This window comes from Pseudomonas sp. Irchel 3A18, assembly GCF_900187465.1.
Classification (GTDB): domain Bacteria; phylum Pseudomonadota; class Gammaproteobacteria; order Pseudomonadales; family Pseudomonadaceae; genus Aquipseudomonas; species Aquipseudomonas cichorii.
The window spans coordinates 347,867-374,583 of sequence record NZ_FYDI01000004.1 but is presented as its reverse complement, the minus strand read 5'-3'; the positions used below and the strand labels follow the sequence as shown (position 1 = coordinate 374,583).

Below are 26,717 nucleotides of genomic sequence, written 5' to 3'. Positions count from 1 at the left end.
TGACGACTATGCAAAACTCCACGCTTTCGCGCCTTGCCACTTCTGTGCTCGGCCTGTCTCTGTTGTTCGCGGGCAGCGCCCAGGCGGCACCGACTGCCACGCCGGGCACGCTCAAGGTCGGTATGGAAATCTCCTATCCGCCGTTCGAGTCCTACGACGGCGACAAGGTTGTGGGTTTCGACCCGGAAGTGTCCGCCGCCCTGTCCAAGCAGATCGGTGGCCTGAAGGTCGAGTTCGTCGACACACGCTTCCCGAACCTGATTCTGGGCCTGAATGCCAACCGCTTCGACACCATCATTTCGGGCATGTACATCACCGAGGAGCGCACCAAGCAGGCGGAAGCCATTCCTTACGCGCAGGTGGGCGCAGCGATCATGGTGCGCAGCGACAGCACCGCCAAACCGCAGCAGCCTGAGGACTTGTGCGGCCTGAAAGTCGGTCTGCAGCAGGGTACCAACTGGATCAACCAGCTCAAGGCGGTGTCCAGCGATTACTGCGCCAAGCAGAACAAGGGCGAGATCCTGATCAGCGAATTCCCGACCACGGCCGAGGCGTCCCAGGCGCTGATGTCCGGCAACATCCAGGCCCATCTGGAAATCTCCGCCGCTGCGCAGATGATCATCGACAAGGCCCGTGGCCGCATCGTCATCAGCTCGCAGAAGTCACTGTATGCCCAGACCTTGGGCGTCTATGTGAAGAAGGGCAACACCGAGCTGCTGGAAAAACTGCGCAGTGCTGTCGAGGCCTACAAACAGAGCGGCGAGTACAGCCAGTTGCTCAAGAAGTACAACCTGGACCCGGCGTAAATACTGCCACTGTGCAGGAGCGCGCTTGCCCGTTCGCTCCTGCAACCTTTATCTGATTCACCGAGGTCATCATGGCATTTGATTGGGCCTATTTTTTCTCGCTGTTTTCTGTCTCTGCCTTCTGGAAAGCCTGCCTTACTGTGGTTCAGTTGAGCACCTTGTCCTGGTCCATCGGGCTGGTGCTGGGCTTTCTGTTGGCCAGTGCCAAACTGTCCGGCCATGCCTGGTTACGCATGCCGGCGAGTTTTTATATCTGGCTGTTTCGCAGCATCCCGTTATTGGTGCTGCTGGTGTTCGTCTACAACCTGCCGCAGTTGTTTCCCATGACCGGCAGCGTGCTGTCGCAGCCGTTCTATTCCGGCTTGATCGCGTTGGTGCTGACCGAAACCGCCTACATGGCCGAGATCCATCGCGGTGGGTTGCTGTCGGTGCTCAAGGGCCAGCGTGAAGCGGCCAAGGCGCTGGGCATTCGCGGGATCGGCGCGCAGCGGCTGGTGATCATTCCCCAGGCCATTCGTATTTCCTTGCCGACGCTGACCAACGAATACGTGACCATCGTCAAGCTCACTTCGCTGGTGTCGGTGATTTCCCTGAACGAGTTGCTGCTGGTCGGCCAGCGCCTGTATGCGCAGAACTTTCTGGTGCTGGAAACCCTGGCGGCCGTGGCCGTGTATTACGTGCTGATCGTCACGCTGTTTGGCTGGTTGTTGCAATGGGCCGAGCGTCATCTGGACCTGTCACGCAAGAACGCTGGCACCCTCGATGACACACAGGCCCAGGCCCTGCGCCAACCGGCGAGTGACAGCAAAAAACGTAACGAGCCGGTGCCAGGGCAACCCGATGCCTTGTTGCTGCGCGGCATTCACAAGCGCTATGGCAATCACGAAGTCCTCAAGGGCATCGACCTTGTGGTCAAGCCTGGTGAGGTGATTTCCATCATCGGCCCGTCCGGCTCGGGCAAGACGTCGCTGATCCGTACTATCAACAGCCTGGAAAGCATTGATCGTGGCGAGATCGTGCTGTTCGGCAATGACTTCATCAAGGCAGGCAAGCGTGACGATGCGCCGGTCATCCGCCAGGGTATCCGGCGCATTGGCATGGTGTTCCAGAACTTCAACCTGTTTCCGCATCGCACCATCCTCGATAACGTCATCCTCGCGCCGCGTTATCACGGTTTGGCCGATTCCACCGAGCTACGCCGCAAGGGCCATGCGCTGCTGGATCGGGTCGGGCTGCTGGCACATGCCGACAAATACCCGCATCAGTTGTCTGGTGGCCAGCAACAGCGGGTGGCGATTGCCCGTGCCCTGGCCATGGAGCCAGACATCATGCTGTTCGACGAACCTACCTCGGCGCTGGACCCGGAACTGGTGGGCGATGTGCTCAAGGTGATCGGTGACCTGGCCCGCGACGGCATGACCATGTTGATCGTGACCCATGAAATGGATTTTGCGCTGTCGATTTCCGACCGCATCGTGTTCATGGAAAACGGCCATGTGGTGACCGATGCTTCGCCTGCATCGATCCGCAGCGAAGGCGACCCACGGGTGCGCCGCTTTATCGGTCTGGAACAGGAGGTAACGGCATGACCACATGTGGTGAATTTCTTGTCCAGCAACTGCATGCCTGGGGTGTCGATACCGTGTTCGGTATTCCCGGCGTACACACTGTTGAGTTGTATCGCGGGTTGCCAGACAGTGGCATCCGCCATATCACGCCGCGCCATGAACAGGGCGCGGGTTTTATGGCCGATGGTTATGCCCGTGTCAGTGGCCAGCCGGGTGTCTGTTTCATCATCACCGGGCCTGGGATGACCAATATCCTGACCGCCATGGGCCAGGCCTATGCCGACTCGATTCCGATGCTGGTGATTTCCAGTGTCAACGAGCGGGCGCGGCTGGGGCTGGGCAACGGGTATCTGCATGAATTGCCGAACCAGCGCGCCATGGTCGCCGGTGTCAGTGCCTTCAGCCATACCCTGATGAGCGTCGAAGAATTGCCCGCCGTGCTGGCGCGTGCTTTTGCAGTCTTCGACAGCCAGCGCCCGAGGCCGGTACACATCGAGTTGCCGCTGGACATCATCACCGCGCCAGCCGATCAGTTGGCCTTGTTGCCACGTCAGGTCATTGCCCGACCGGTGCCGGATCTGGCGGCCATTCATGAGGCAGCAGAACGTTTGCGCTCTGCACAGCGCCCACTCTTGCTGCTGGGCGGCGGTTGCGTCGCGGCCATGGACGAGGCCCGTGAACTGGTGGCCCGTCTCGATGCGCCGACGGCCTTGACCATCAACGCCAAAGGCCTGTTGCCGGGGGATCATCCGTTGTTGCTGGGCAGCAACCAGTCGCTGGTGCCGGTACGACAACTGGCGCTGGAAGCTGATGTGGTATTGGCGATTGGCACCGAACTGGGCGAAACCGATTACGACGTGGTGTTCGACGGTAATTTCCGGATTGGCGGCGAGTTGATCCGTATCGATATCGATGCCGAACAGTTGACCCGCAACCATGCTCCGAGCCTGGCCATCCACAGCGATGCCCGTCAGGCGATGCGCGCCTTGCTGGCCGAGTTGCCAGTTCGTGCTGCAAGCCCCGACAGTCCGGGAGCGAAGAGGGCGGCTGAGGTGCGCGAACAACTGGCTGAAGACTTCAGCGGCTGGGCGCATTACCGGAAGCTGTTCGAGTGCGTACTGGAAGTGTTGCCCGAGGCGCGTTTTGTCGGTGACTCGACCCAGACCGTGTACAGCGGCAATCATCTGGTTGACCTGGATGGCCCGCGCCGCTGGTTCAACGCCTCCACCGGCTACGGCACGCTGGGCTACGGCCTGCCCGCCGCACTCGGCGCCAAACTGGCCGAGCCTGAGCGAACGGTGATCAGCCTGATGGGCGACGGCGGCATCCAGTTCACGCTGCCGGAACTGGCCAGCGCCGTGGAAGCGCGAATCGCGGTCATCGTGCTGTTGTGGAATAACCAGGGATATGGCGAGATCAAGCGCTACATGGAACGCCGGGATATCACGCCGTTAGGCGTGGACATCTACACCCCGGACTTCCTCGCAATTGCCCGAGGTTTCGGCTGCGCCGCCGAACGCGCCCGTGACCATGCGCACCTGCAAACCCTGCTGCGCGAAGCCCCGAATGATCGCCCGCTGATCATCGAAATCAACGAGGCGCCACCGTTTGTGCCGTGAGCTGATCAGTTAAGTCATAACTGTCACTTGTGGGAGGGGCCTTGGCCGCGACGACCCAGTGACAGGCAACACATTTTCAGCCTCACTTCGCCTGACACACCGCTTTCTCGACGGCGAGAAGCTGTTGGGCAATCTTTCACTCACCACGACTGGTGAGTATTCAAAGGTGAATCAGTCACTCATCCCCAAGCTTTCAGGGCGTCGGTATCGTAAATCCTGCTGTCTCGGGTTTGCGTTGTTTAATGCATAGATTTATAGGCGTTATAGTCGTTATTTGGTATTTGTGCCTAGAAATAAAGGCGCTATGCATTTTTATGGATTCCTCCTAATATCAATTCACAACGCCTAAAATTCTGGGCAAAAAACATATATTTAACGCTTTGCGCATAGGAATGAGAGCACTATGCAAACCATTTCCATGACCGATGATGCAATCGCGGCTGTCATTGGCGAGCGTATCGAAGCCATACGACTCAAGCGCAATATCCATCAGGACGTGGTTGCGCACGAAGCGGGCATCTCGCGAGAAACCTATCGGAAAATCGCTTCCGGTAAGGGGACTCTGGTGAATGTGATCGCCGTACTTCGGGCGCTGGGTGAGCTTGATCGCCTGTCGTCAATGATTGCTGAGGTCCGGGCGAGTCCGATCCAGATGGCAAAGATGCAGGGAAAACAGCGGATGAGGGCGGCTTACTCCAAAGCTGAAAAGCCGACGGCTGCCCTGCGTAAAACAACAATTGATAAGCCGAAGCTCATCGGCAATCCGGACGTGAAGAAGGACCTTGGCTGGTGATCGCAAGAATATACCTCTGGGACGTCTATGTTGGCGCTTTGAACTGGAACGCTGAAGCCCAGATTGGCGAATTCGAATACGCTCCTGAGTTCGTAGGCACAGGGCTTGAGATATCCCCTATCCATATGCCTCTGCGTGCTGGCTACACCTATATTTTCCAGAGTCTGAACCGTGACACCTTCAAGGGGCTGCCTTCAGTACTGGCCGATTCACTTCCGGATGACTTTGGTAATGCACTCATCGATGCGTGGCTGGCGCAACAAGGGCGCAGCAGGATGACGTTTACCCCTGTCGAAAGATTGCTATACCAGGGTTCACGAGGGATGGGTGCCCTTGAGTACCGGCCAGCACTGGCTGGTGAGCAAAATAAAGCCGAGAGTATTCAGATTGACGCTTTGGTGCGTATTGCCAGCGAGGTCCTTTCCGGACGTGAGTCTCTGGCCGAGCGGCTGACCGCCAAGGATCCCTCGGTTGACGATGCTGCGCTGCAGAATCTGATTCAGATCGGTACAAGTGCTGGCGGTGCGCGGGCCAAGGCGATCATTGCGATAAACGACAAGCTTGAAATCCGCTCTGGTCAGGTGCCTGCACCCGCAGGATTTGAATATTGGCTGCTGAAGTTTGATGTCGCCAAAAACTCGAATGTCCTGGCAGACAGTCAAGGTTATGGACGAATCGAGTTTGCGTATCACCTCATGGCGAGGGCCGCTGGTATAACAATGACTGAGTGCCGCTTGCTTGAGGAAGGTGGTCGGGCGCACTTCATGACCAAGCGCTTTGATCGAACGGCTCAAGGCGAGAAGATTCATATGGCAACCTTGTGCGCTCTGGACCATGCGGACTTTCGAAGGCCGGGCCAGTACTCCTATGCTGAAGCATTTACTGTGCTGCGTACGCTTGGATGTTCGCGAGATGAGGCTGAAGAGTTCTATCGTCGTATGGTCTTTAACGTGATTGCTCGGAATCAGGATGATCACACAAAAAACATCGCTTTCATGATGGATACGGACGGGACCTGGTACCTGACGCCTGCATATGACGTTTCATGGTCTTACCTGCCAGGTAGCGAATGGGTTGAAACCCACCAAATGACCATTAACGGGAAGCGCGATGCCTTCACCCTCGACGATCTTTTGTCAGTCGCAAGGCTGGTTCGAGGTATGGATGCTAGTAAGGTCATCCGGCAGGTACACGATGCCGTAATGCAATGGCCTTTGTATGCGGCGCAAGCCGGGGTCGCTCAAGCGTCTATTGAGCGCATCGGTAAAACGCATCGCAGTTATCTGGTAGGAGAGCTGCCCTGATATCAGCCAGGTAAGGCATACATCAAATTCAGGGAGGGGTGCGGATTTATCCGCGGGTGATGGATGTTCCTGGGCTTTCGCGAATGAATTCGCTCCCACACACATTCACTGTGCACCGTGGGAGCGAATTCATTCGCGAAGAGGGGGGAGAAGAAGAACCAATCAATCCCAGCTCAACGCACCGCCAGTCTGATACTCGATAACCCGAGTCTCGAAGAAGTTTTTCTCTTTCTTCAAGTCCATGATTTCGCTCATCCATGGGAACGGGTTGTTGGTGCCCGGGTATTCTTCTTTCAGGCCGATCTGCGACAGGCGACGGTTGGCGATGAATTTGAGGTAGTCCTCCATCATCGCAGCGTTCATGCCCAGTACGCCGCGAGGCATGGTGTCGCGGGCATATTCGATTTCCAGCTGGGTGCCTTGCAGGATCATCTGCGTGGCTTCTTCCTTCATCTCGGCATCCCACAGGTGCGGGTTTTCGATCTTGATCTGGTTGATCACGTCGATACCGAAGTTCAGGTGCATGGATTCGTCGCGCAGGATGTACTGGAACTGCTCGGCAACGCCGGTCATCTTGTTGCGGCGACCCATGGAGAGGATCTGGGTGAAGCCGCAATAGAAGAAGATGCCTTCCAGAACGCAGTAGTAGGCGATCAGGTTACGCAGCAGTTCCTTGTCGGTTTCGACGGTGCCGGTCTCGAACTTCGGATCGGAGATCGAGCGGGTGTATTTCAGGCCCCAGGCTGCCTTTTTGGCGACCGATGGAATCTCGTGGTACATGTTGAAGATCTCGCCTTCATCCATGGCCAGCGATTCGATGCAGTACTGGTAAGCGTGGGTGTGGATCGCTTCCTCGAAGGCCTGGCGCAGGATGTACTGGCGGCACTCGGGGTTGGTGATCAGGCGGTACACGGCCAGCACGAGGTTGTTGGCAACCAGCGAGTCGGCGGTGGAGAAGAAGCCCAGGTTGCGCATCACGATGCGGCGCTCGTCGTCGGTCAGGCCTTCCGGGTTTTTCCAGAGGGCGATGTCGGCGGTCATGTTGACTTCTTGCGGCATCCAGTGGTTTGCGCAACCGTCCAGGTACTTCTGCCAGGCCCAGTCATATTTGAAAGGCACGAGCTGGTTGAGGTCGGCGCGGCAGTTGATCATGCGCTTTTCATCGACAGCGACACGGGCCGAAGCACCTTCCAGTTCAGCCAGACCTTCGGCAACGTCCAGAGCATCCAGTGCTTTCTTGGCGCGGATCAGGGCGGCAGAGTCGCTGGCGGTAATTGCGCGGGCTTCCAGTGCGGCAGCGCCACCGGCGCTGTCCAGGCGATCCATCGTGGCTTCGTGAGCCTGTGCAGCCTGGTTGGGTTTGGAGGCTACTTCGCCTTCGTCTTTGTCGAATTCGTCCCAGCTCAGCATGGTGGTAAAGCTCCTGTGCGTGAGGGTGCCTGCGGCAACCGCGGTTGGATTTTCAATTGTGGATCGCCAGCGTTGCGACAGGTGCACGCTGGCAGTGAATGTTCGAGGTTTACTCGGAGTCTTTAGTGATCGCCGATCTATGAAATTGTCGGTCGTTCAGTGCGCTTGTGAGGTCGGCTCACACGCGAGCAATACGGGTTTTCGGGGTTGCTTTCAGGTGAGCCAGCTTTGCATTTGCAAATGGTCATTTGAGTGCCCTGGAGCAAGCGCGGGAGTATACAGATTTTTCTCCGCAGCTTGTTCATCCGTCATTGAATTTGCTGTGTGATTTCGCGCTTTTTTTCAGGTTGGCACGTTCATTTTCATTGCACCGAAAATGGGCGGCAAACGAAGCGGAAATCCCTTATGTAGTGTTTTTTACAATCAGAAACGCAGGATATAGTGCCTCGGCTTTTCCGGCAATGGCTCATTGGCCACCTTTTCCGAGCGTTTGTTTAGAGCATGACCTGGGTCAAGAGTTGCACCTGCCCGTAGACAGCGGCTCTCAGAGGAGTGCGAAAATTTCATGCGCTTGAATGCTGGCGGTTTTGCTGTCGGTAAATCGACGAATGGCCAGTAGTCAGAGTAGTGAGTGCCATCGGTTTACATCAAGGCGATGTCGCCCGACCACCGATGGCATCAGGTGCGGGTCAGTATCATTCTGCCGGTGGTTTGTATCCCGAAAGCATTTTCAGTACATCAGCATGTGAGCCGCTTGCTTCCGCAAACCGTAACGGCTTGGCGCGCTCGACGACCAGTTCGCTCGGGGTCGGAGTGACCTTGAGCAGGTCGAATATTTCATTCAGAAACTCGTCCAGGGGCATGGCGTGTTCGTCGTTTTCCTGGCCGAGTAACGTGGTGCGCACACCCGGCGGCGCAAGCTCAATCACTTCGACCGACGAGCTTTCCAGTTGAACCCGCAGGCTTTGAGTGAACGAATGAACGGCCGCTTTGGTTGCGCTGTAGGTCGGTGTGGCAGGCAGCGGGACGAATGCCAGAGCCGAACTGACATTGATGATCGTTGCCTTGGGCTGTTTGATCAGTTGAGGGATGAATGCGTACACCATGCGGATCGTGCCCAGCAGGTTTGTCGTCACGATGTCTTCGGCAGTGCTCAGGTCTTGCGGGGCGGTCAGATCCTCCCAGTGCATGATGCCAGCGTTGTTTATGAGGACGTTGAGGTTCGGGTGACTGATCGCAAGCGCTTCGCTGGTGCGCTGAATGGACTGCGGATCGCAGACGTCCAGCACTACGGATTCGATGCCCGGATGTTCCGATACGATCTTGTCGAGCAGCGCTTTGCGACGTCCCGCGATGATGACGGTGTTGCCCGCCTTGTGAAGCTCGAGCGCCAGGCCGAGGCCTATGCCTGAGGTGCTGCCGGTGACCAGAATCGTATTGCCAGTGCTGTTCATAGTAAAATCCAGTGATGGTGTTTATTCGGACGATTGTCCACTTGTGGAAGCTATCGGACAGCTGTCCGCCTTGCAAGGCGATGAAGGAAAAACTTTGTTCATGAGTGACGAATTGGTGATGCGTTCTGACGCCCGGAAAAACCGGGAGCGGATCCTGGAGGTCGCGGTGGTCGAGCTGACACTCGATCCTGCAGTTGCGCTGAGCGCGATTGCGAAAAAGGCCGGGGTAGGGCAGGGCACGTTCTATCGTCATTTCGCGACCAGGGAGAGCCTGGTATTCGAGGTCTATCAATTCGAAATGCAGCAGGTGGCCGCGTTGGCAGAACAGCTGCTCGCGACAAAAAAACCTGAGGAGGCCCTGCGGGAATGGATGGGCTGCCTCGCTGAATACGCAATGACAAAGGCCGGGCTTGCGACCGCGATACGACAGGCCGCCTCTGCATATGAATTTCCGGGGAAGTCGGGGTACGCGCCAATCCAGTCAGCAGCCGAATTGCTTTTGAAGGCGAATGAAAAGGCCGGAACGATTCGTTGCGGGGTGACCAATGACGACTTCTTCCTGGCCATTGCCGGCATATGGCAGATAGATTCCCAGAGCGAATGGCGCCCACGCCTGGCCAGATTGATGAATCTGGTGATGGATGGTCTATGCGCCGGCAGCCCTCAAAGCCTGAAAAAGGACGATGCGTAGCCTTTAATGCCGATCAGTTAAGGTCATAAGTCACTGTGTGGGAGGCAGCTTGCTGGCGACTTCAGTACAGACACAGAATATCTGTCGGTTTTGAAGTCTTTTTCGCCAGCAAGCTGCCTCCTACACGTTGTGTGTGCCTTGCCGATTACTTTTGCGTCAGTAATGCCTTTCTTGCTGCCTTGTCGTGCTTCATGGCAGCGATTTCACGCTCGCAGGCCTCGACGTCGAACGAGTTGTCCCACTTGGCAATGGCGAGGGTGCCGATGCCATTGCCGATCAGGTTGGTCACGGCTCGTGCTTCGTTGAGGAACCGGTCAATGCCCAGGAGCAAGACCAGGCCTACCAGAGGAATGGAATGGATGGTTGTGAGCGTTGCCGCGAGTGTCACGAAGCCCGCACCCGCTACGCCAGCCGAGCCTTTTGAGGTCAGCAGGAATACGCCCAGCAGAATCATCTGATCCATGAAGGTCAGGGGCGTGTTGGTCGCCTGGGCGATGAAGATGGCGGCCATGGTGAGATAGATGCAGGTGCCGTCGGCATTGAAGGTGTACCCCGTTGGCAGCACCATCCCCACCACGGATTTCTTGCAGCCGAGCTTTTCAAGTTTCACCATCATTCGCGGCAGTACGGCTTCAGTCGAGCAGGTTCCGAGGGTGATGAGGATTTCATCCTTGAAATAACGCAGAAACTGCATGAGGGGCATGCCCGACCACCGGGCAACCGCACCCAGTATGACCACAATGAAAATCAGGGTCGTGATGTAGAGCGCGACCAGCAACTGGCCCAGTGAAAGCAAGGTACCAATCCCGTACTTGCCAATGGTGAACGCCATGCCGGCACCGGCCCCGAGCGGAGCCAGGCGCATGACCATCGCAACGATCTTGAACAGGCCTTGCAGGAACAGATCAATGGTGTTGATGAGCGGCTTGCTGGTTTCGCCCATTTGAACCAGGGCTACCCCCATCAGGACCGAGAGCAGAATAACCTGAAGCATGACCCCATTGGAGAATGCGCCCAGGAAGGTAGGGGGGATGATGTTGAGGAAGAACTCAATGGTGCCGCCTTGCTCGCTTGCCGCCTGGCTGTACTTGCTGATCGCACTTGCATCCAGCGCGCTGGCGTTGATGTTCATCCCTACGCCAGGTTTCACGATGTTGACCACAACAAGGCCGAGAACAAGGGCGATGGTCGAAAGAATCTCGAAGTAGATCAGCGCTTTCACACCAATGCGCCCGACTTCCTTGATGCTGCCCATCTTGGCGATACCCACGACGACCGTACCGAAAATGATGGGCGCCAACAGCATCTTGATCAGTTTGATGAAGCCATCGGCGAAGGGTTGCAGCTTGGCTCCGATATCCGGCACGAAGTAACCGATTGCGGCACCGATCACGATGCCGATAAGCACCTGCACATAAAGCTGGCTGTACCAGCGGGACTTGGAAGTTTCCACGGGAAGCACCTCATTTTATTGTTGTGATGGGCGTGTGGCTTGGCGTTGGGTGATTGATCCGCGGCCTCTTCGACAGGGGCCGCAGATCAAGAGGGATCAGCCTTCGCCCAGCTCGCGCATGACGGCATACAAGGCGGATTTCGCTTCAAAGCCGACACCTGGAATATCCGGCAGACCGACAAAACCATTTTCCACACGGATTCCGTCAGCGAAGCCGCCGAAAGGCTGGAACACGTCCGGATACGATTCGTTACCGCCCAGGTGCAGGCCCGCTGCGATGTTCAGGGACATCTGGTGACCACCGTGCGGCACCACACGGCGCGAAGACCAACCCATTTCTTCCATCACCTTCAGGGTGCGCATGTATTCCACCAGCCCGTAGGACAGGGCGCAGTCGAACTGGAGGTAATCGCGATCAGGGCGCATGCCGCCGTGGCGCAGAAGGTTGCGGGCATCCTGATGGGAGAACAGGTTTTCACCCGTCGCCATGGGCAGTTCGTAGTGATTGGCAAGCTCGGCCTGCAGCGCATAGTCCAGCGGGTCGCCAATCTCTTCGTACCAGAAGAGGTTGTACTTCTTGATGGCTTCGGCGTACGCAATACCGGTCTGCAGATCGAAACGGCCATTGGCATCGACCGCCAGTCGACGACCGTCCCCCACCACTTCAAGCACCGCTTCGATACGGCGGATATCTTCGTCCAGTGGCACTGCACCAATCTTCATCTTGACGACGTCGTAGCCACGATCCAGATAACTCTGCATTTCTGCCTTGAGCTTGGTCTGGTCTTTGCCGGGATAGTAGTAGCCGCCCGCTGCATAGACCCAGACCTTGTCATCGGCCACGCCGTTACGGTAGCGGTCGGCCAGGAGGCGATACAGCGGTTTGCCTTCAATCTTGGCGACGGCATCCCATACCGCCATGTCGATGGTGCCCACGGCGACCGAGCGCTCGCCGTGACCGCCTGGCTTTTCGTTGGTCATCAGGGTTTTCCAGATGGCGAACGGGTCCAGGTTGTTGTTTTCATGGTCGATGAGGGTGTCTGGGTCGGCTTCCGTGATACGCGCCAGGAACCGGTCGCGCATCAGGGCGCCCTGGCCATAACGGCCATTGGAGTTGAAACCGTAACCAATGACAGGCTTGCCATCGCGGATCACATCCGTGATGACGGCGACCACCGAGCAGGTCATTTTCGAGAAGTCGATGTAGGCGTTGGCAATAGGGGAGGCGATAGAGACAGTTTTTTCACGAATGTCCACGATACGCATGGCGGGTTCCTCTTGTTGTTGATGACCCCACGTTATGCTTTGCGATGACCCCCGCCCAATGCTATTAATGCCGCGCCCTATGCACAGGAGGCATTGCCCTTGGAACTCGTCTGGCTCGAAGACTTTTCAGCGCTTGCGGAGTACGGCAGCTTTGTCCGTGCCGCTGAAGCACGCCATGTCACTCAGCCGGCCTTCAGCCGCAGAGTTCGTTCATTGGAAAACTGGATGGGAGTTGAGTTGTTTGTGCGTACACCTCAGGGAGCAATCCTGACCGATGCGGGGAGGCAAATCCTGCCCGCTGCCCAGGAGGCTGCCAGACGTTTGTACCGGATACGCAACGAGGCTCAAGAGGTCGCGGGCATGGCCGCCAGGTCCCTGCAATTCGCGGCCACTCACTCCCTGTCGTTTACATTTTTCCCCAAGTGGCTTCGCAGCTCGGAAAACGGTGCCCCCATCGAGTCGGTGCAACTGCACTCCGACAGCATGGCTGTTTGTGAACAGATGCTGATACATGGGCAGGTTCAGTTTCTGCTCTGTCACCGCCACCCCGATGTACCGCCTTTGCTGGCACCTGATCAGTTCATCGGCAAGAAGGTGGGTGAGGACGTTCTTGTGCCGCTGGCGAGCGCTTCTGCCCACTTCGGTACGTCTCCCGCGGCGTTGCCTTACCTCGCTTACACCCATGAGTCTGGCCTGGGGCGTATCGTCGCTCACCGCCTGCGTGGCAAGGAAGACTACCTGCACCTCAAACCGCTTTTCAGCACCCACCTTGCAGCGGTGCTGATGTCCATGGCCCTGGAAAGCAAAGGCGTGGCGTGGTTGCCCAAGAGCCTCACCGAGCAGGAAATACTCGATGGGCGTCTGGTCAGAGCCCTCGACGAAAGCTGGGATATACCTCTGGAAATTCATCTGACCCGACCGGCAGCGCCACTCAGCCAATCTGCCGAAGAGTTCTGGACGCGGATCGGCAGCAACTGATTTAACACCGATCACTTAAGGTCTAAACAAAACGTGTGGGAGGCAGCTTGCTGGCGAAAGGGCCTGTGAACCGACAGAAACTCTGCGTCTGTACACTGAAGCGTCGCCAGCAAGCTGCCTCCCACAACGTGATTGATGACCCTGACTGATCGCGTTTTCCAGACGGCCATAAACCAAAAACCCCCTGCATGAGCAGAGGGTTGATGGTATTTCAGGGCTTTGTTACCTGAGTGTTACTGACAAGCTTCGCAATCCGGCTCGTCGATGGCGCAGGCCTTTGGCACGGGTGCCGGGCCGGCGGGGGCTGCTTCGGCTGGACGCGGCGCGGTGATCGCGGAGTCGTCCGGGCCGTGGCCGCCGCTCGATACTGCGTTGAGCTTGCCTGTGTTGATGGTCGACTTCTCGGTGCTGGTCGCAGCCAGGGCACGGAGGTAGTAGGTGGTTTTCAGACCACGGTACCAGGCCATGCGGTAGGTCACGTCCAGTTTCTTGCCCGAAGCGCCCGCGATGTACAGGTTCAGGGACTGAGCCTGGTCGATCCACTTCTGACGGCGGCTTGCGGCGTCGACGATCCACTTGGTTTCCACTTCGAACGCGGTGGCGTAAAGCTCTTTGAGCTCCTGCGGAATGCGCTCGATCTGTTGTACGGAACCGTCGTAGTACTTCAGGTCGTTGATCATGACCGAGTCCCACAGATCACGAGCCTTGAGGTCGCGAACCAGGTACGGGTTGATCACGGTGAATTCGCCCGACAGGTTCGATTTCACGTACAGGTTCTGGTAGGTCGGTTCGATCGACTGCGATACGCCGGTGATGTTGGCGATGGTCGCGGTCGGTGCGATGGCCATGATGTTCGAGTTACGGATACCTTTCTGAACGCGGGCACGTACCGGTGCCCAGTCCAGGGTTTCCTTCAGGTCGACATCAATGTACTTCTGGCCACGGGCTTCGATCAGGATCTGTTGCGAATCCAGCGGCAGGATGCCTTTGGACCACAGCGAACCCTGGAACGTCTCGTAGGCACCGCGCTCGTCCGCCAGGTCACAGGAAGCCTGGATGGCGTAGTAGCTGACCGCTTCCATGGACGTGTCGGCAAACTGCACAGCCGCATCGGAACCGTACGGGATGTGCTGCAGGTACAGCGCGTCCTGGAAGCCCATGATGCCCAGGCCGACCGGACGGTGGCGCAGGTTGGAGTTCTTGGCCTGCGGTACCGAGTAGTAGTTGATGTCGATCACGTTGTCGAGCATGCGAACCGCGACGTCGACAGTGCGCTTGAGCTTGTCGGTGTCCAGCTTGCCGTTGACGATGTGGTTCGGCAGGTTGATCGAGCCCAGGTTGCAGACCGCGATCTCGTCCTTGTTGGTGTTCAGGGTGATCTCGGTGCACAGGTTCGAGCTGTGGACCACGCCCACGTGCTGCTGCGGGCTGCGCAGGTTGCACGGGTCCTTGAAGGTCAGCCACGGGTGGCCGGTCTCGAACAGCATCGAGAGCATCTTGCGCCACAGATCCTTGGCCTGGATGGTCTTGAACAGTTTGACCTTGCCCGGGTATTCGGTCAGGGCTTCGTAGTACTCGTAACGCTCTTCGAAGGCCTTGCCGGTCAGGTCGTGCAGGTCCGGCACTTCCGATGGCGAGAACAGGGTCCACTTGCCGTCGTCGAAGACGCGCTTCATGAACAGGTCAGGGATCCAGTTGGCGGTGTTCATGTCGTGGGTACGACGACGGTCATCGCCGGTGTTCTTGCGCAGCTCGATGAACTCTTCAATGTCCATGTGCCAGGTTTCCAGGTAGGCACAGACAGCGCCTTTGCGCTTGCCGCCCTGGTTGACCGCAACGGCGGTGTCGTTGACCACTTTCAGGAAAGGCACGACGCCCTGGGACTTGCCGTTGGTGCCCTTGATGTAAGAGCCCAGCGCACGGACCGGCGTCCAGTCGTTGCCCAGGCCGCCTGCGAATTTGGACAACATGGCGTTGTCGTGGATCGCGTGGTAGATGCCCGACAGGTCATCCGGCACGGTGGTCAGGTAGCAGCTGGACAGTTGTGGACGCAGGGTACCGGCGTTGAACAGTGTCGGGGTCGACGACATGTAGTCGAAGGACGACAGCAGGTTGTAGAACTCGATGGCGCGATCTTCTTTCGCTTTCTCTTCGATCGCCAGGCCCATGGCCACGCGCATGAAGAAGATCTGCGGCAGTTCGAAACGCACGCCATCCTTGTGGATGAAGTAACGGTCGTACAGGGTCTGCAGGCCCAGGTAGGTGAACTGCTGATCGCGCTCGTGGTTGATGGCCTTGCCCAGTTTTACCAGGTCGAAGTCGGCCAGCACAGGGTTGAGCAGTTCGTACTGGATACCGGTGGCGATGTAGGCAGGCAGGGCCTTGGCGTACAGGTCGGCCATTTCGTGGTGAGTGGCGCTGTCGGCGACTTCCAGGAAGCTCAGGGCTTCGGCGCGCAGGGTGTCCATCAGCAGGCGGGCGGTCACGAACGAGTAGTTCGGCTCGCGCTCGACCAGGGTACGGGCAGTCATGACCAGTGCGGTGTTGACGTCTTTGAGGGCAACGCCGTCGTACAGGTTTTTCAGGGTTTCGGTCTGGATCAGGCCGGCGTCGACTTCAGCCAGGCCTTCGCAGGCTTCGGTGACGATGGTGTTCAGACGACCCATGTCCAGAGGCGTCAGGCTGCCGTCGGCGCGAGTGATGCGGATCGAAGGGTGTGCCTGGACTTCGCTTTCTGGAGCGCGGCCAGCACGTTCCTTGGCGCGGGAGTCACGATAGATGACGTAGTCGCGAGCGACTTTCTGCTCGCCGGCACGCATCAGGGCCAGTTCGACCTGATCCTGGATTTCTTCGATGTGGATGGTGCCGCCCGACGGCATGCGACGCTTGAAGGTCGCGGTGACCTGCTCGGTCAGACGTGCAACGGTGTCGTGGATGCGCGACGAGGCGGCAGCGTTGCCGCCCTCAACTGCAAGAAACGCTTTGGTGATAGCGACGGTGATCTTGTCATCGGTGTACGCAACAACAGTGCCGTTACGCTTGATCACGCGCAGTTGACCCGGTGCGGTCGCAGACAGGTCCTGTTGGCCCTGGCCCGATTGCGGCGCATTGGTCGGCGAGTTCTCGCGAGTTGTGTCTGTTTGCATGGGTGTCTCCACGTTCTTTAAGTTTGTTCGGGCAGCCAGGCCACCCACCGATCCGTCTTGAGGCATTCAGCCGCCAAATAGGGCGACTGCAAAGGACTTCAAAACGGAGCTGGGAGTGCCTGATCAGCACTTCCGGGCTTTGAAGTCGAAAGGGGAGCGGTTCAATAGCTCCGCTCCCTTGAAAATCTGATGAAGATTGCTGGTTTGATGTTGCAAAACGTGTACCGGCTTGCCAGAGGCTGGCGCGGTCGGTTGGGCTATTGAACACGTCTTAAAGTTCAACCTTGCAGGCTCAAGAAAAATGCTTGAATTTCTCGATTGAGTCGTGCTGGTGTTTCTCCACAAAACCCTACATGTAGGGTGTCGATTCGGATCGGGCTACAAGATAATGCGTTTGCGGTATCAATTGCAACGCACAGCCTGTGGATAAGCTTGTGCGTAGTTTGTGTATGAATCGCCCATATCGCGTGTAGGCCGCATAACTACTGAGCCGGACCGTTTGTCATCGTTTTTTACATTGATGTGCGACTCGAAGCGGATTTTTGCGGGCGCGAACCCTATCACAAAAAACATATCATGCAAGGCCGCCTTGGCATGTCGTGTGCTTGTTCCCGCGCTTGCTACAATCGCTCGCAACGATGTGATGAAAACGCCTTGCATAACAACAATCAGGAGGCCGCTTGTGGAGCAAGAAAACTGGCAGGTGCTGATCGTCGAAGATGACCAGCGACTGGCCGAACTGACCTGCGATTATCTGCAGAGTAACGGCCTGAGCGTCACCATCGAGGGCAATGGCGCTCTGGCGGCAGCGCGCATTATCGACGAGCAGCCTGATCTGGTGATTCTCGACCTGATGCTTCCCGGCGAAGACGGCCTGAGCATCTGCCGCAAGGTCCGTGATCGTTATGAGGGGCCGATCCTGATGCTCACCGCACGTACCGACGACTCCGACCAGATCCAGGGCCTGGACACCGGCGCTGACGATTTTGTCTGCAAGCCGGTTCATCCCAGGGTGTTGCTGGCGCGTATTCACGCCTTGCTGCGCCGCAGCGAAGCACCGCAAGTGCCGGCCGCCGAATTGCGCCGTCTGGTGTTCGGCCCGCTGGTGGTGGACAACGCTTTGCGCGAGGCCTGGCTTCGGGGCCAGAGCATCGAGTTGACCGGTGCCGAGTTCGATCTGCTGTGGCTGCTGGTGGCCAATGCCGGGCGGACCCTGTCGCGGGAAGAAATCTTCACGGCCTTGCGTGGCGTCGGTTATGACGGCCAGGACCGTTCCATCGATGTGCGCATCTCCCGCATCCGCCCGCGCATTGGTGACGACCCGATTCACCCGCGCCTGATCAAGACGGTGCGCAGCAAGGGCTATCTGTTCGTGCCCGAAGCGGCGCAGGACATGAACAGTTTTGTCTTCAGCGGCTGACCCATGAACTCCATTTTCCTGCGCATCTATGGCGGCATGCTGGGCGTGCTGGTGCTGGTGGCCCTGCTGGGTGTGCTGGCGCTGCACCTGCTCAATCAGGAGCGCAGCGGGCAATACCGCGAGCGTCTGGCCCACGGTACTTTTACGGTGATGGCCGATAACCTGATCCCCCTGAACGACATCGAGCGTCGTCGTGCGCTGGCGGTATGGGAGCGCTTGCTGGGCATTCCGCTGAGCTTGCAGAGCGTCGAGCAGGCGAACCTGGACAGTAGCGCCCGCAGTCGCTTGCAGCGTGGGCAGGTTGTGGTCGAGCAGATCGGCCCCCATGCGGCCAGAGTCTATCGTCAGCTCAGTGACAACGAGCATCTTTTGCTGACCGGCGAGGTGCAGCAGATCACCGAGCAACTGGCGCGGGCGACCATCTATTTATTGATCGACGAACTGGTACGCCTGCCGGTGGATGAGCAACCGGCCCGGCTGCAAGCCTTGCAGGTGAGCAAGGGCTTCGGTTTCGACCTGAAACTCCTTGCCCTGGATCAGGCTGATCTGGATGACGATCAGCGGCGACGTGTCTATGAAGGCGACACGGTCATGGCGCTGGGCAAGGGCGGGGATTCCATCCGTGTACTGTCCGGGATCGTCGACACCAACTGGGTGCTGGAAATCGGCCCGCTGTACCAGATGAATCCTTATCCGCCGCAACTGCTGGTGCTGATTGCGCTGTTGGGGCTGTGCTTTATCGGCGTGGTGGTTTACCTGTTGGTGCGGCCTCTTGAACGACGGGTTCAGGCGCTGGAAGCCGCCGCTACCCTGATCGCCAAAGGCAGCCTGCAAACCCGGGTGCCGACCGAGGGCTCCGATTCCATCGGGCGTCTGGCGATTGCTTTCAACAGCATGGCCGAGCACTTGCAGCGTTCGCTGATGATCCAGCGGGAACTGGTGCGTGCGGTGTCCCATGAACTGCGCACCCCGGTATCGCGCCTGCGTTTCGGCCTGGAGATGATCCGCGACGCCACGACCCCCGAAGCACGCAACAAATACATGACCGGCATGGACAGCGACATCCAGGACCTCGACAAGCTGGTGGACGAGATGCTGACCTATGCACGACTGGAGCAGGGTGCGCCGACCCTGAACTTCCAGCGTATCGATCTGGATCTGCTGATCAATCAGGTGATTGCCGAGCTGGCGCCCTTGCGCGCCAATGTCCGGGTGGGGCGTGGGGAGTGCGTGATTATCGGTGACGGCGAATCGGCCTGGGTCGATGCCGAGCCGCGCTACTTGCACCGTGCCGTGCAGAATCTTGTGAGCAACGCCATGCGCCATGCCGAATCCCAGGTCAGCATCAGCTATCGATTGGAACCGGGTTGTTGTCGTCTCGATGTGGAAGACGATGGCCCCGGTGTGCCGGAAAGTGCCTGGGAGCAGATCTTCACACCGTTCATGCGTCTGGACGACAGCCGCACCCGGGCGTCCGGCGGGCACGGGCTGGGGTTGTCCATCGTGCGGCGGATCATCAACTGGCACGAAGGTCGAGCCTCCATTGATCGCAGCTCCAGCCTGGGCGGCGCCTGTTTCACTCTGGTGTGGCCGCGCACTCAGGAACCGCGATGAGTGAATTGTTCGCCGGCCCCCTGGAGCGATTCGGGCAGACGTTGCTGGCGGTGGATCATCCCGGGCCGGTAAGAACGTTGCCGGATCTGCTGCAGAAAGAATCCCTGGATGCGCTGCTGACCGGGCTTTATGGGCCGCAATTGATGGCCGATCATTTGCCGGTGCTGGTGTCGCAATGGGCCAAGTATTACTTCATGCAGGTGATTGCGCCGCAGGTGGTGGGCAGTCTTGTTTATCGCTGGCACTGGCCCTTGCATCTGGAGCAGGTAGCGTTGGCTCTGGATGAGCGGGGCGTACCGACAGGGTTGAAATTGTTGGGCGAGGGCGCTGCTTATCAAGTGTTACCGGTCGATCCCTTCGAGCGTTTCGCCGGTCTGCTGGACGATAACCTGCAACCGTTCATTGACGCACTGAGCATTTATGGCGGCCTTGCCAGCAGCGTGTTGTGGTGCAGTGCCGGGGATTATCTGGAGCGTTGTCTGGTGCAACTGGGTGAGTGCAGCGAGGCGTCGCTGGAGGCCGGGCAGGCCTTGCTGGCTGTGCAAGTGCGCCCGGACGGCAGACGCAATCCGTTGTTTCAGGCTGTCACTCATGTCGGCCAGCGTCGTCAGCGCCGCACCTGCTGCCTGAGTTATCAGGTGGAATGGGTCGGGCGCTGCGAGCATTGTCCGTTGCCGGGCTGATTCAGGCGGCGATGCTCACCAGGCTCAACAAGTGTTGATCGTGCAGGCTGAACTGGCCTTCCAGTTCCTTGCCGCTGTGCCATTCGCTGGACAGGTCCATCAACAGGCGCAGGCGCACGCTGCCATCGGCTGACCATTCCAGTAGTTGCGCGTCTTCAAAGTAGAAGCGCTTTTGCACGATAGGGTAGAGGGCCTTGAACAGCGCTTCCTTGATCGAGAAGGTCAGGGTGACCCTTAGCGCGATGTCTTCTTCCGGGCCTGCGGCCATGGCAGCCAGTTCATCGGCGGTGAGGATTTCCCCGGCCAGCCGTGAGGCGCGATCGGTGCTCAACAGGTTTTCGGTATCCAGCCCCAACCCTCGCCATTGCTGCCTGGAAGCAACGATGGCGGCTGCCCAGCCGGTGCTGTGGGTGATGGAGCCGCTGATATCGCCGGGCCAGATCGGCGCACGATCTTCGCCAATGGCGGGGACGTACAGACGCTCGTCGAGTCGGTACAGGGCTTCCCGGGCACAGAGCCGGCCGGCGAGGAATTCTGCCTGGCGCTTGGCGACCGAGCGTTGGATGCTGGCAGGCGGCGCGATGGCGCAACGCTGAAAATCACCTTCGGCCAGTTTTTGCGGATCGAAATGGCTGCTGACCAAGACCGCCCCCGGCACCGCCTGGGGCAGGGGCCAGTGTTGGGTGGGGATGGAGCAACAGGTGGGGAATGTCGGGATTCGAGTCATGGGCGGCATTGTGCTTGCTTCGCGAATGAGTTCGCTCCCACACAGTTCTGTAGGAGCGAATTCATTCGCGAAAAGGTTGATCAACCAAATATTTTCTTGAAGAACGCCTGCATGTCTGCCCACGAACTCTGATCGGCAGCCTTGTCGTAGCCGATGTCCGGGCCGCCATGGTCGCCGTGGCTCAAGCGGTCGGCGTCGGGGTTGGTGAAGCCGTGTTTCGCGCCTTCGATGCTGACGAATTTGTAGTCGGCCTTGGCGTCGTCCATTTCCTTCTTGAAGGCAGCGACGTTTTCGGGCGTGACCATGCTGTCCTTGGCACCATGCTCGACCAGCATCGGAACCTTGATCCCCGGTTTTGCCGGTGTGTTGGTGACCAGCGCGCCATGGAAGCTCACCACGCCTGCCAGTGGTTCGCCGCGACGTGCCGCATCAAGCACGATCTTGCCGCCGAAGCAGTAGCCGATGGCAGCGATCTTGGCCGGGTTGGTCTGGGGTTGCTTCTTCAATTGCTCAAGGCCTGCATCGAAACGCTTGTCGGCAGCGTCGCTGTCCTTGAGTGCCGCCTGCATGAAGGCCATTGCATCTTTGGGGTGTTCGGTGTTCTTGCCTTCGCCGTACATGTCGATGGCCATGGCGCTGTAACCCAGAGCTGCCAGATCACGGGCGCGGCGCTTGGCGTAGTCGTTCAGCCCCCACCATTCGTGAACCACCAGAACGCCGGGGCGCTGGCCTTTGATGGCATCGTCGTAGGCGTAATAACCCACCAGTTTGGTGCCGTCGGCACTCTGGTAGTCGATCTGTTCGGTCTTGATCGCTGCCTGGGCCAGTCCGGTCAGGCTCATCATGATCAACGCAATCCACATACGCATGTTCAGTTCCTTCTAGCGGGAGGGAATAAAGGGCACAGCTTAGACGATTCCGCCTTTTTATCCTGAACTTCCGTTCAGCGCAGGTTCAGAGCGCGTTCAGTAACAGTTCAGGCCACGGGGTCTACTGTGAAATCGTACTTTGACAGCGTCCCCGAGCGCAAAAGGAGTCCTTATGCTGAACATCAACAAGTTGTTCCTGGCGTTGGCTTTTCTGGGTGGCAGTGCTGCAGCGCAGGCCGGTGACGGTCGACTGGAGCCGGCACGTATCGAGTTCGGCAAGACCAGCGAGAGGCTCGACGATGCCAATAGCTGGAGTCATGGCATGGGGCAGCAGGATTCTCTGGCCGGTACAACGGGGGCGCTTTATTCACCGGCTATTTATGGCAGTCTGTCGGGCACCTACAATGGTGTATCTGTCAGCCGGGAAGTCCTGCTGGGCGGATATGATGTAACGCAGCGTTTGCCCTTGAGCGCCAGGCTGTCGAGTACCGATTCGGCGATGTCGTTTCATTATTTGTCTTAGGGGGAGCTACATGAAGTTGTTGGTGGTCGAGGATGAAGCGTTGCTGCGCCATCACTTGTGGACCCGCCTGACCGAAACCGGTCATGTGGTGGAAGCAGTGGCCAATGCCGAGGAGGCGCTGTATCAGGTCGGCCAGTTCAATCATGATCTGGCCGTGATCGATCTCGGCTTGCCGGGCATTGGCGGGCTGGACCTCATTCGTCAGTTGCGTGCCCAGGGCAAGGCGTTTCCGATTCTGATCCTCACCGCCCGTGGCAACTGGCAGGACAAGGTCGAAGGGCTGGCCGCCGGTGCGGACGACTATGTGGTCAAGCCGTTCCAGTTCGAGGAACTGGAAGCGCGACTCAATGCCTTGTTGCGACGCTCCAGCGGTTTCATCCAGTCCACCATCACCGCAGGCCCATTGCTGCTGGACCTCAATCGCAAGCAGGCCGCGCTGTCCGAACAGCCCCTTGCACTGACAGCTTATGAATACCGGATTCTCGAATACCTGATGCTTCATCATCAGCAGGTGGTACCCAAGGAGCGCCTGATGGAGCAGTTGTACCCTGACGACGATGAGCGCGATCCGAATGTGATCGAAGTGCTGGTCGGCCGCCTGCGTCGCAAGCTGGAAGGCGCCGTGGCGTTCAAACCTATCGATACGGTGCGTGGCATGGGGTATCTGTTCACTGAGCGCTGTACATGATTCGTTCGCTGCGCCTGCGTTTGATGCTGGCCGCCGCAACCCTGGCGGTGATTTTCATGCTGCTGATGCTGCCTGCCTTGCAGGGCGCATTCAGCCTGGCATTGCGTGGCGCAATCGAGCAGCGTCTGGCGGCGGACGTAACGACCATGATTTCTGCGGCGCGTGTCGAAGATGGTCGCCTGCTGATGCCATCGCTCCTGCCCAGCGAGCAGTTCAATCTGCCGGGCAGTCGCTTGCTGGGCTACATCTATAACCTTCAGGGGCAACTGGTCTGGCGTTCGCTGGGCACTGAAGGCGAAAACATCAAATACCGCCCGCACTATGACGGGCAGGGCAGTCTGTTTTCCAAGATCAAGGAAGCCAATGGCGATGAGTATTTCGTCTACGACGCCGAGATCCGTCTGCTGGGCGGCCGCAATGCGGCGTTCAGTATCGTGGCCGTGCAACCCTTGCGCGACTATCAGGAAACCATTGCCGATTTACGGAAAAAACTTTATCTGGGCTTCGGCGGCGCCTTGCTGGTGTTGCTGGGGCTGTTGTGGCTTGGGCTGACCTGGGGGCTGCGCGCGCTCAAGGGCTTGAGCCAGGAACTGGATCAGGTGGAAGCCGGTGCACGGGACAGCCTGAGTGAAGAGCATCCCAGTGAACTGCTGCGTCTCACCGACTCTCTGAACCGCCTGCTGCGCAGCGAGCGCGAACAACGCACTCGCTATCGCGATTCTCTGGACGACCTGGCCCATAGCCTGAAAACGCCGCTTGCGGTGTTGCAGGGTGTCAGCGAGAACATCGCCAAACGGCCTGAGGATGTGGAGCAGGCGCGGGTCCTGCAATCGCAGATCGAGCGCATGAGCCAGCAGATCGGTTACCAGTTGCAGCGCGCCAGCCTGCGCAAGAGCGGTCTGGTCCGGCATCACGTGAAGCTGCGCCCGGTGGTCGAAAGCCTGTGCAACACCCTGGAAAAGGTTTACCGCGACAAGCAGGTCAAGGTCACGCTGGACCTGCCCGAGGACTGCCAGGTGCCGATGGAAGAGGGCGCGTTGCTGGAAATGCTCGGCAATTTGCTGGAAAACGCTTACCGGCTTTGTCTGGGGGAAGTCAGAGTCAGTTTTCAGTCATCTGCAACGGGTGACGAATTGTGCGTCGAAGACGATGGCCCCGGCATCCCGCTGCGCCAGCGAGCGCGCATTCTGGAGCGCGGTGAGCGACTGGACCGCCAGAACCCGGGGCAGGGCATCGGGCTGGCGGTGGTCAAGGACATCATCGAAAGCTACAGCGCCCGCCTGACTCTGGGCGACTCGCCGCTGGGTGGGGCAGTGTTCAGGATTCATTTTCTGGCGTGATGGTGTTTGAGTTCGCTTCCACCCCACCTATTTCCGTGAGAGCGAATTTATTCGCGAAGGCTCGTACATCCCAAGAAAATCCATCGCCGTCAATGACGCATCGCGAATGAATTCGCTCCTGCGAGATTTGGGTGGAGGCGGATACCCGCCACCCTTTCGGTTTTTTTATTCCCTATCGGCGGAAAACCGCCACCATCATGGCCTTTTCCTACTACTGTTTACACAGCGACGCCTTGTAAGTCGGGCTCATGGAGCGTTTTTCCGGGAGTGGCACGCCGCTTGCTTCTTGTCGTCGTAGAGAACTGCCCTGTGCAAACTCGACACAACAAATCCCTCCAGTGCAGGAGGGTTAGTGCTTTATAGGCTCGCGTGCATCAGGTGAGATGCCGACGGCGCCCTTGAGGATAACAACAATGACGACTCGTCAGCCCTTCTACAAAACTCTGTACTTTCAGGTAATCGTAGCGATTGTTATCGGTATCCTGATCGGTCACTTCTACCCTGACACCGGCAAGGCATTGAAGCCGCTGGGTGACGGGTTCATCAAACTGATCAAAATGGTCATCGCCCCCATCATCTTCTGTACGGTCGTCAGCGGTATCGCGGGCATGCAGAATATGAAGTCGGTCGGCAAGACCGGTGGCTACGCACTGTTGTACTTCGAGATCGTCTCGACCCTGGCCCTGGTCATCGGTCTGGTCGTGGTCAACGTCGTCAAGCCAGGTGTTGGCATGAACATCGACGTCAGCACCCTGGATGCCTCCAAGATCGCTGCCTACGTCACAGCCGGTAAAGACCAGAGCATCGTCGGCTTTATCCTCAACGTGATTCCGAACACCATCGTCGGCGCGTTTGCCAACGGCGACATCCTGCAAGTGCTGATGTTCTCGGTGATCTTCGGCTTCGCGCTGCATCGCCTGGGTGCCTACGGTCGTCCGGTCCTGGACTTCATCGATCGCTTCGCTCACGTGATGTTCAACATCATCAACATGATCATGAAGCTGGCGCCTATCGGTGCGTTCGGTGCCATGGCCTTCACCATCGGCGCCTACGGTGTGGGTTCCCTGGTGCAGCTCGGTCAGTTGATGATCTGCTTCTACATCACCTGCTTCCTGTTCGTGATGCTGGTACTGGGCGCCATCTGCCGTGCGCACGGTTTCACCATCTCCAAGGTGATTCGCTACATCCGTGAAGAGCTGCTGATCGTACTGGGTACTTCCTCTTCGGAATCGGCACTGCCACGCATGCTGATCAAGATGGAGCGTCTGGGTGCACAGAAGTCGGTGGTTGGTCTGGTTATCCCGACCGGTTACTCCTTCAACCTGGACGGTACCTCGATCTACCTGACCATGGCTGCCGTGTTCATCGCTCAGGCGACCAACACCGAGATGGACATCACTCACCAGATCACCCTGTTGCTGGTGCTGCTGCTGTCCTCCAAAGGTGCTGCTGGCGTGACCGGTAGTGGCTTCATCGTTCTGGCTGCAACCCTGTCGGCCGTCGGCCACCTGCCGGTTGCCGGTCTGGCGCTGATCCTGGGTATCGACCGCTTCATGTCCGAAGCCCGCGCTCTGACCAACCTGGTCGGTAACGCTGTCGCGACGCTGGTTGTTGCCAAGTGGGTTGGCGAGCTGGACAACGACAAGCTGCAGGCTGAGCTGGCTTCCGGTGGTTCGGCAATCGTCGAAACCCGTCATGAAGATGACCTGGGTGTCGCTGAAGGCCCGGCTCCTGTGAACACTGGCAAGACCGTGTAACACGCGCTGAATGACAAAAAACCCATCTTCGGATGGGTTTTTTTATGGGGGCGATTTTTGTGCGGCGGGGATTACTCCACGCGGGTTTCACCGCTGAAAACCAGCGTCTGACGGCAGCGGCGGCACAGGTAGCGGCGGCCTTTGGATACCATGTTGTGGCGCTGGGCCGAGAAGGGGAAGTCGCTGCCGGCACAGGGGCAGCGATAGATGTAGCGGGTGACGCTGCGTCGTTCGATGGCATAGGTATGGCAGCGGTTGGGCGGCAGCTCGTATACGCCGCGCATGATCAGTTGCCACTCTTCGCCATGAGGCTGGATACGGTCCCCGAACAATTGATGGGCAATCATGTGGGCGACTTCGTGGGGCACTGTCTGGCGCAGGAAATCTTCGGCGTTTTCCCGATACAGCTGCGGGTTGAAGCGCAGCATGTTCTCGTGCAGGTGGGCGACACCGGCTTTCTGGCCGCGCAGCTTGAGGCTGACGACCGGACGTTTGAAGGTGCGTTTGAAAAAGGCTTCGGCTTGCTGGTAACAGGTTTCTACACGGGAATTGAGTTGCTCGGGCATGCTGTGTGGCTCTCCAGATGCGCCAAGTATGCCGTAATGCGG

At 58.3% G+C, this 26,717-nt stretch carries 22 protein-coding genes; 14 read left to right on the top strand and 8 right to left on the bottom strand.

What is annotated here, in order from left to right; translation table 11 throughout:
• Positions 1–8 precede the first annotated feature (8 nt).
• The 5 genes from CKW23_RS10080 (at position 9) to CKW23_RS10060 (ending at position 6,090) form a co-directional block, all read left to right on the top strand.
• A complete protein-coding gene (locus tag CKW23_RS10080) occupies positions 9–806 on the top strand; it encodes a transporter substrate-binding domain-containing protein (RefSeq protein WP_095067508.1) in 798 nt (265 codons plus the stop codon).
• A 71-nt stretch (positions 807–877) separates the two neighbouring features.
• A complete protein-coding gene (locus tag CKW23_RS10075; protein WP_095067507.1) occupies positions 878–2,395 on the top strand; it encodes an amino acid ABC transporter permease/ATP-binding protein in 1,518 nt (505 codons plus the stop codon).
• Positions 2,392–3,993, top strand: a complete 1,602-nt coding sequence (locus CKW23_RS10070) for a 5-guanidino-2-oxopentanoate decarboxylase (protein WP_095067506.1) — start codon at positions 2,392–2,394, stop codon at positions 3,991–3,993. Before CKW23_RS10075 ends, CKW23_RS10070 begins: the two co-directional genes overlap by 4 nt.
• Before the next feature lie 403 nt (positions 3,994–4,396).
• Complete coding sequence (locus CKW23_RS10065; RefSeq protein ID WP_025261371.1) at positions 4,397–4,786, top strand: helix-turn-helix domain-containing protein; 390 nt, start codon at positions 4,397–4,399, stop codon at positions 4,784–4,786.
• On the top strand, positions 4,783–6,090 hold the full coding sequence (locus tag CKW23_RS10060; RefSeq protein ID WP_095067505.1) for a type II toxin-antitoxin system HipA family toxin: 1,308 nt from the start codon (positions 4,783–4,785) through the stop codon (positions 6,088–6,090). The genes CKW23_RS10065 and CKW23_RS10060 overlap by 4 nt, the downstream gene beginning before the upstream one ends.
• A gap of 162 nt (positions 6,091–6,252) precedes the next feature.
• On the opposite strand, the gene CKW23_RS10055 is transcribed toward CKW23_RS10060, so the two are convergent.
• Positions 6,253–7,500, bottom strand: coding sequence for a ribonucleotide-diphosphate reductase subunit beta (locus tag CKW23_RS10055; protein WP_025261369.1), 1,248 nt, complete (start codon positions 7,498–7,500; stop codon positions 6,253–6,255).
• A gap of 695 nt (positions 7,501–8,195) precedes the next feature.
• On the bottom strand, positions 8,196–8,954 hold the full coding sequence (locus tag CKW23_RS10050; RefSeq protein ID WP_095067504.1) for an SDR family oxidoreductase: 759 nt from the start codon (positions 8,952–8,954) through the stop codon (positions 8,196–8,198).
• A gap of 100 nt (positions 8,955–9,054) precedes the next feature.
• On the opposite strand from CKW23_RS10050, the gene CKW23_RS10045 reads away from it, so the two are divergent.
• A complete protein-coding gene (locus CKW23_RS10045; RefSeq protein ID WP_025261367.1) occupies positions 9,055–9,645 on the top strand; it encodes a TetR/AcrR family transcriptional regulator in 591 nt (196 codons plus the stop codon).
• 145 nt (positions 9,646–9,790) lie between these two features.
• Here the strand turns inward: CKW23_RS10045 and dctA are convergent, their stop codons facing one another.
• Positions 9,791–11,098, bottom strand: a complete 1,308-nt coding sequence (gene dctA, locus CKW23_RS10040; protein WP_095067503.1) for a C4-dicarboxylate transporter DctA — start codon at positions 11,096–11,098, stop codon at positions 9,791–9,793.
• A 96-nt stretch (positions 11,099–11,194) separates the two neighbouring features.
• A complete protein-coding gene (locus CKW23_RS10035; protein WP_095067502.1) occupies positions 11,195–12,364 on the bottom strand; it encodes a mandelate racemase/muconate lactonizing enzyme family protein in 1,170 nt (389 codons plus the stop codon).
• 99 nt (positions 12,365–12,463) lie between these two features.
• On the opposite strand from CKW23_RS10035, the gene CKW23_RS10030 reads away from it, so the two are divergent.
• The gene (locus tag CKW23_RS10030; RefSeq protein WP_025261364.1) at positions 12,464–13,342 is read left to right on the top strand and encodes a LysR family transcriptional regulator; all 879 of its coding nucleotides are present in this window, start codon (positions 12,464–12,466) and stop codon (positions 13,340–13,342) included.
• 233 nt (positions 13,343–13,575) lie between these two features.
• On the opposite strand, the gene CKW23_RS10025 is transcribed toward CKW23_RS10030, so the two are convergent.
• Positions 13,576–16,488: a ribonucleoside-diphosphate reductase subunit alpha gene (locus CKW23_RS10025; RefSeq protein ID WP_025261363.1), complete on the bottom strand. Its 2,913-nt coding sequence runs from the start codon at positions 16,486–16,488 to the stop codon at positions 13,576–13,578.
• Positions 16,489–17,170: 682 nt separating this feature from the next.
• Between CKW23_RS10025 and CKW23_RS10020 the strand changes: the two genes are divergently transcribed.
• Genes CKW23_RS10020 through fhuF form a run of 3 tightly spaced genes read left to right on the top strand, consistent with a single transcriptional unit; the run spans position 17,171 to position 20,205 of the window.
• On the top strand, positions 17,171–17,908 hold the full coding sequence (locus CKW23_RS10020) for a response regulator (RefSeq protein ID WP_025261362.1): 738 nt from the start codon (positions 17,171–17,173) through the stop codon (positions 17,906–17,908).
• A 3-nt stretch (positions 17,909–17,911) separates the two neighbouring features.
• Entirely contained in the window at positions 17,912–19,522 is a 1,611-nt protein-coding gene (locus CKW23_RS10015; protein WP_025261361.1) for an ATP-binding protein, read from the top strand.
• Positions 19,519–20,205: a siderophore-iron reductase FhuF gene (fhuF, locus tag CKW23_RS10010; RefSeq protein ID WP_025261360.1), complete on the top strand. Its 687-nt coding sequence runs from the start codon at positions 19,519–19,521 to the stop codon at positions 20,203–20,205. The genes CKW23_RS10015 and fhuF overlap by 4 nt, the downstream gene beginning before the upstream one ends.
• A gap of 1 nt (position 20,206) precedes the next feature.
• Here the strand turns inward: fhuF and CKW23_RS10005 are convergent, their stop codons facing one another.
• The gene (locus CKW23_RS10005; RefSeq protein ID WP_200986042.1) at positions 20,207–20,932 is read right to left on the bottom strand and encodes a 4'-phosphopantetheinyl transferase; all 726 of its coding nucleotides are present in this window, start codon (positions 20,930–20,932) and stop codon (positions 20,207–20,209) included.
• An 80-nt stretch (positions 20,933–21,012) separates the two neighbouring features.
• Positions 21,013–21,801, bottom strand: a complete 789-nt coding sequence (locus tag CKW23_RS10000) for a dienelactone hydrolase family protein (RefSeq protein ID WP_095067501.1) — start codon at positions 21,799–21,801, stop codon at positions 21,013–21,015.
• Between the two features lie 172 nt (positions 21,802–21,973).
• Here CKW23_RS10000 and CKW23_RS09995 point away from each other — a divergent pair, with 172 nt between their 5' ends.
• The 4 genes from CKW23_RS09995 (at position 21,974) to CKW23_RS09980 (ending at position 26,109) form a co-directional block, all read left to right on the top strand.
• Entirely contained in the window at positions 21,974–22,324 is a 351-nt protein-coding gene (locus tag CKW23_RS09995) for a hypothetical protein (RefSeq protein WP_095067500.1), read from the top strand.
• A 10-nt stretch (positions 22,325–22,334) separates the two neighbouring features.
• Positions 22,335–23,012 (top strand): response regulator, encoded by a 678-nt coding sequence (locus CKW23_RS09990; protein ID WP_025261356.1) that lies wholly within the window; start codon positions 22,335–22,337, stop codon positions 23,010–23,012.
• Positions 23,009–24,352 (top strand): ATP-binding protein, encoded by a 1,344-nt coding sequence (locus tag CKW23_RS09985; protein WP_025261355.1) that lies wholly within the window; start codon positions 23,009–23,011, stop codon positions 24,350–24,352. Before CKW23_RS09990 ends, CKW23_RS09985 begins: the two co-directional genes overlap by 4 nt.
• Before the next feature lie 413 nt (positions 24,353–24,765).
• Positions 24,766–26,109, top strand: a complete 1,344-nt coding sequence (locus tag CKW23_RS09980) for a dicarboxylate/amino acid:cation symporter (protein WP_025261354.1) — start codon at positions 24,766–24,768, stop codon at positions 26,107–26,109.
• A gap of 71 nt (positions 26,110–26,180) precedes the next feature.
• On the opposite strand, the gene CKW23_RS09975 is transcribed toward CKW23_RS09980, so the two are convergent.
• Positions 26,181–26,675: a SprT family zinc-dependent metalloprotease gene (locus CKW23_RS09975; protein ID WP_025261353.1), complete on the bottom strand. Its 495-nt coding sequence runs from the start codon at positions 26,673–26,675 to the stop codon at positions 26,181–26,183.
• Positions 26,676–26,717 lie beyond the last annotated feature (42 nt).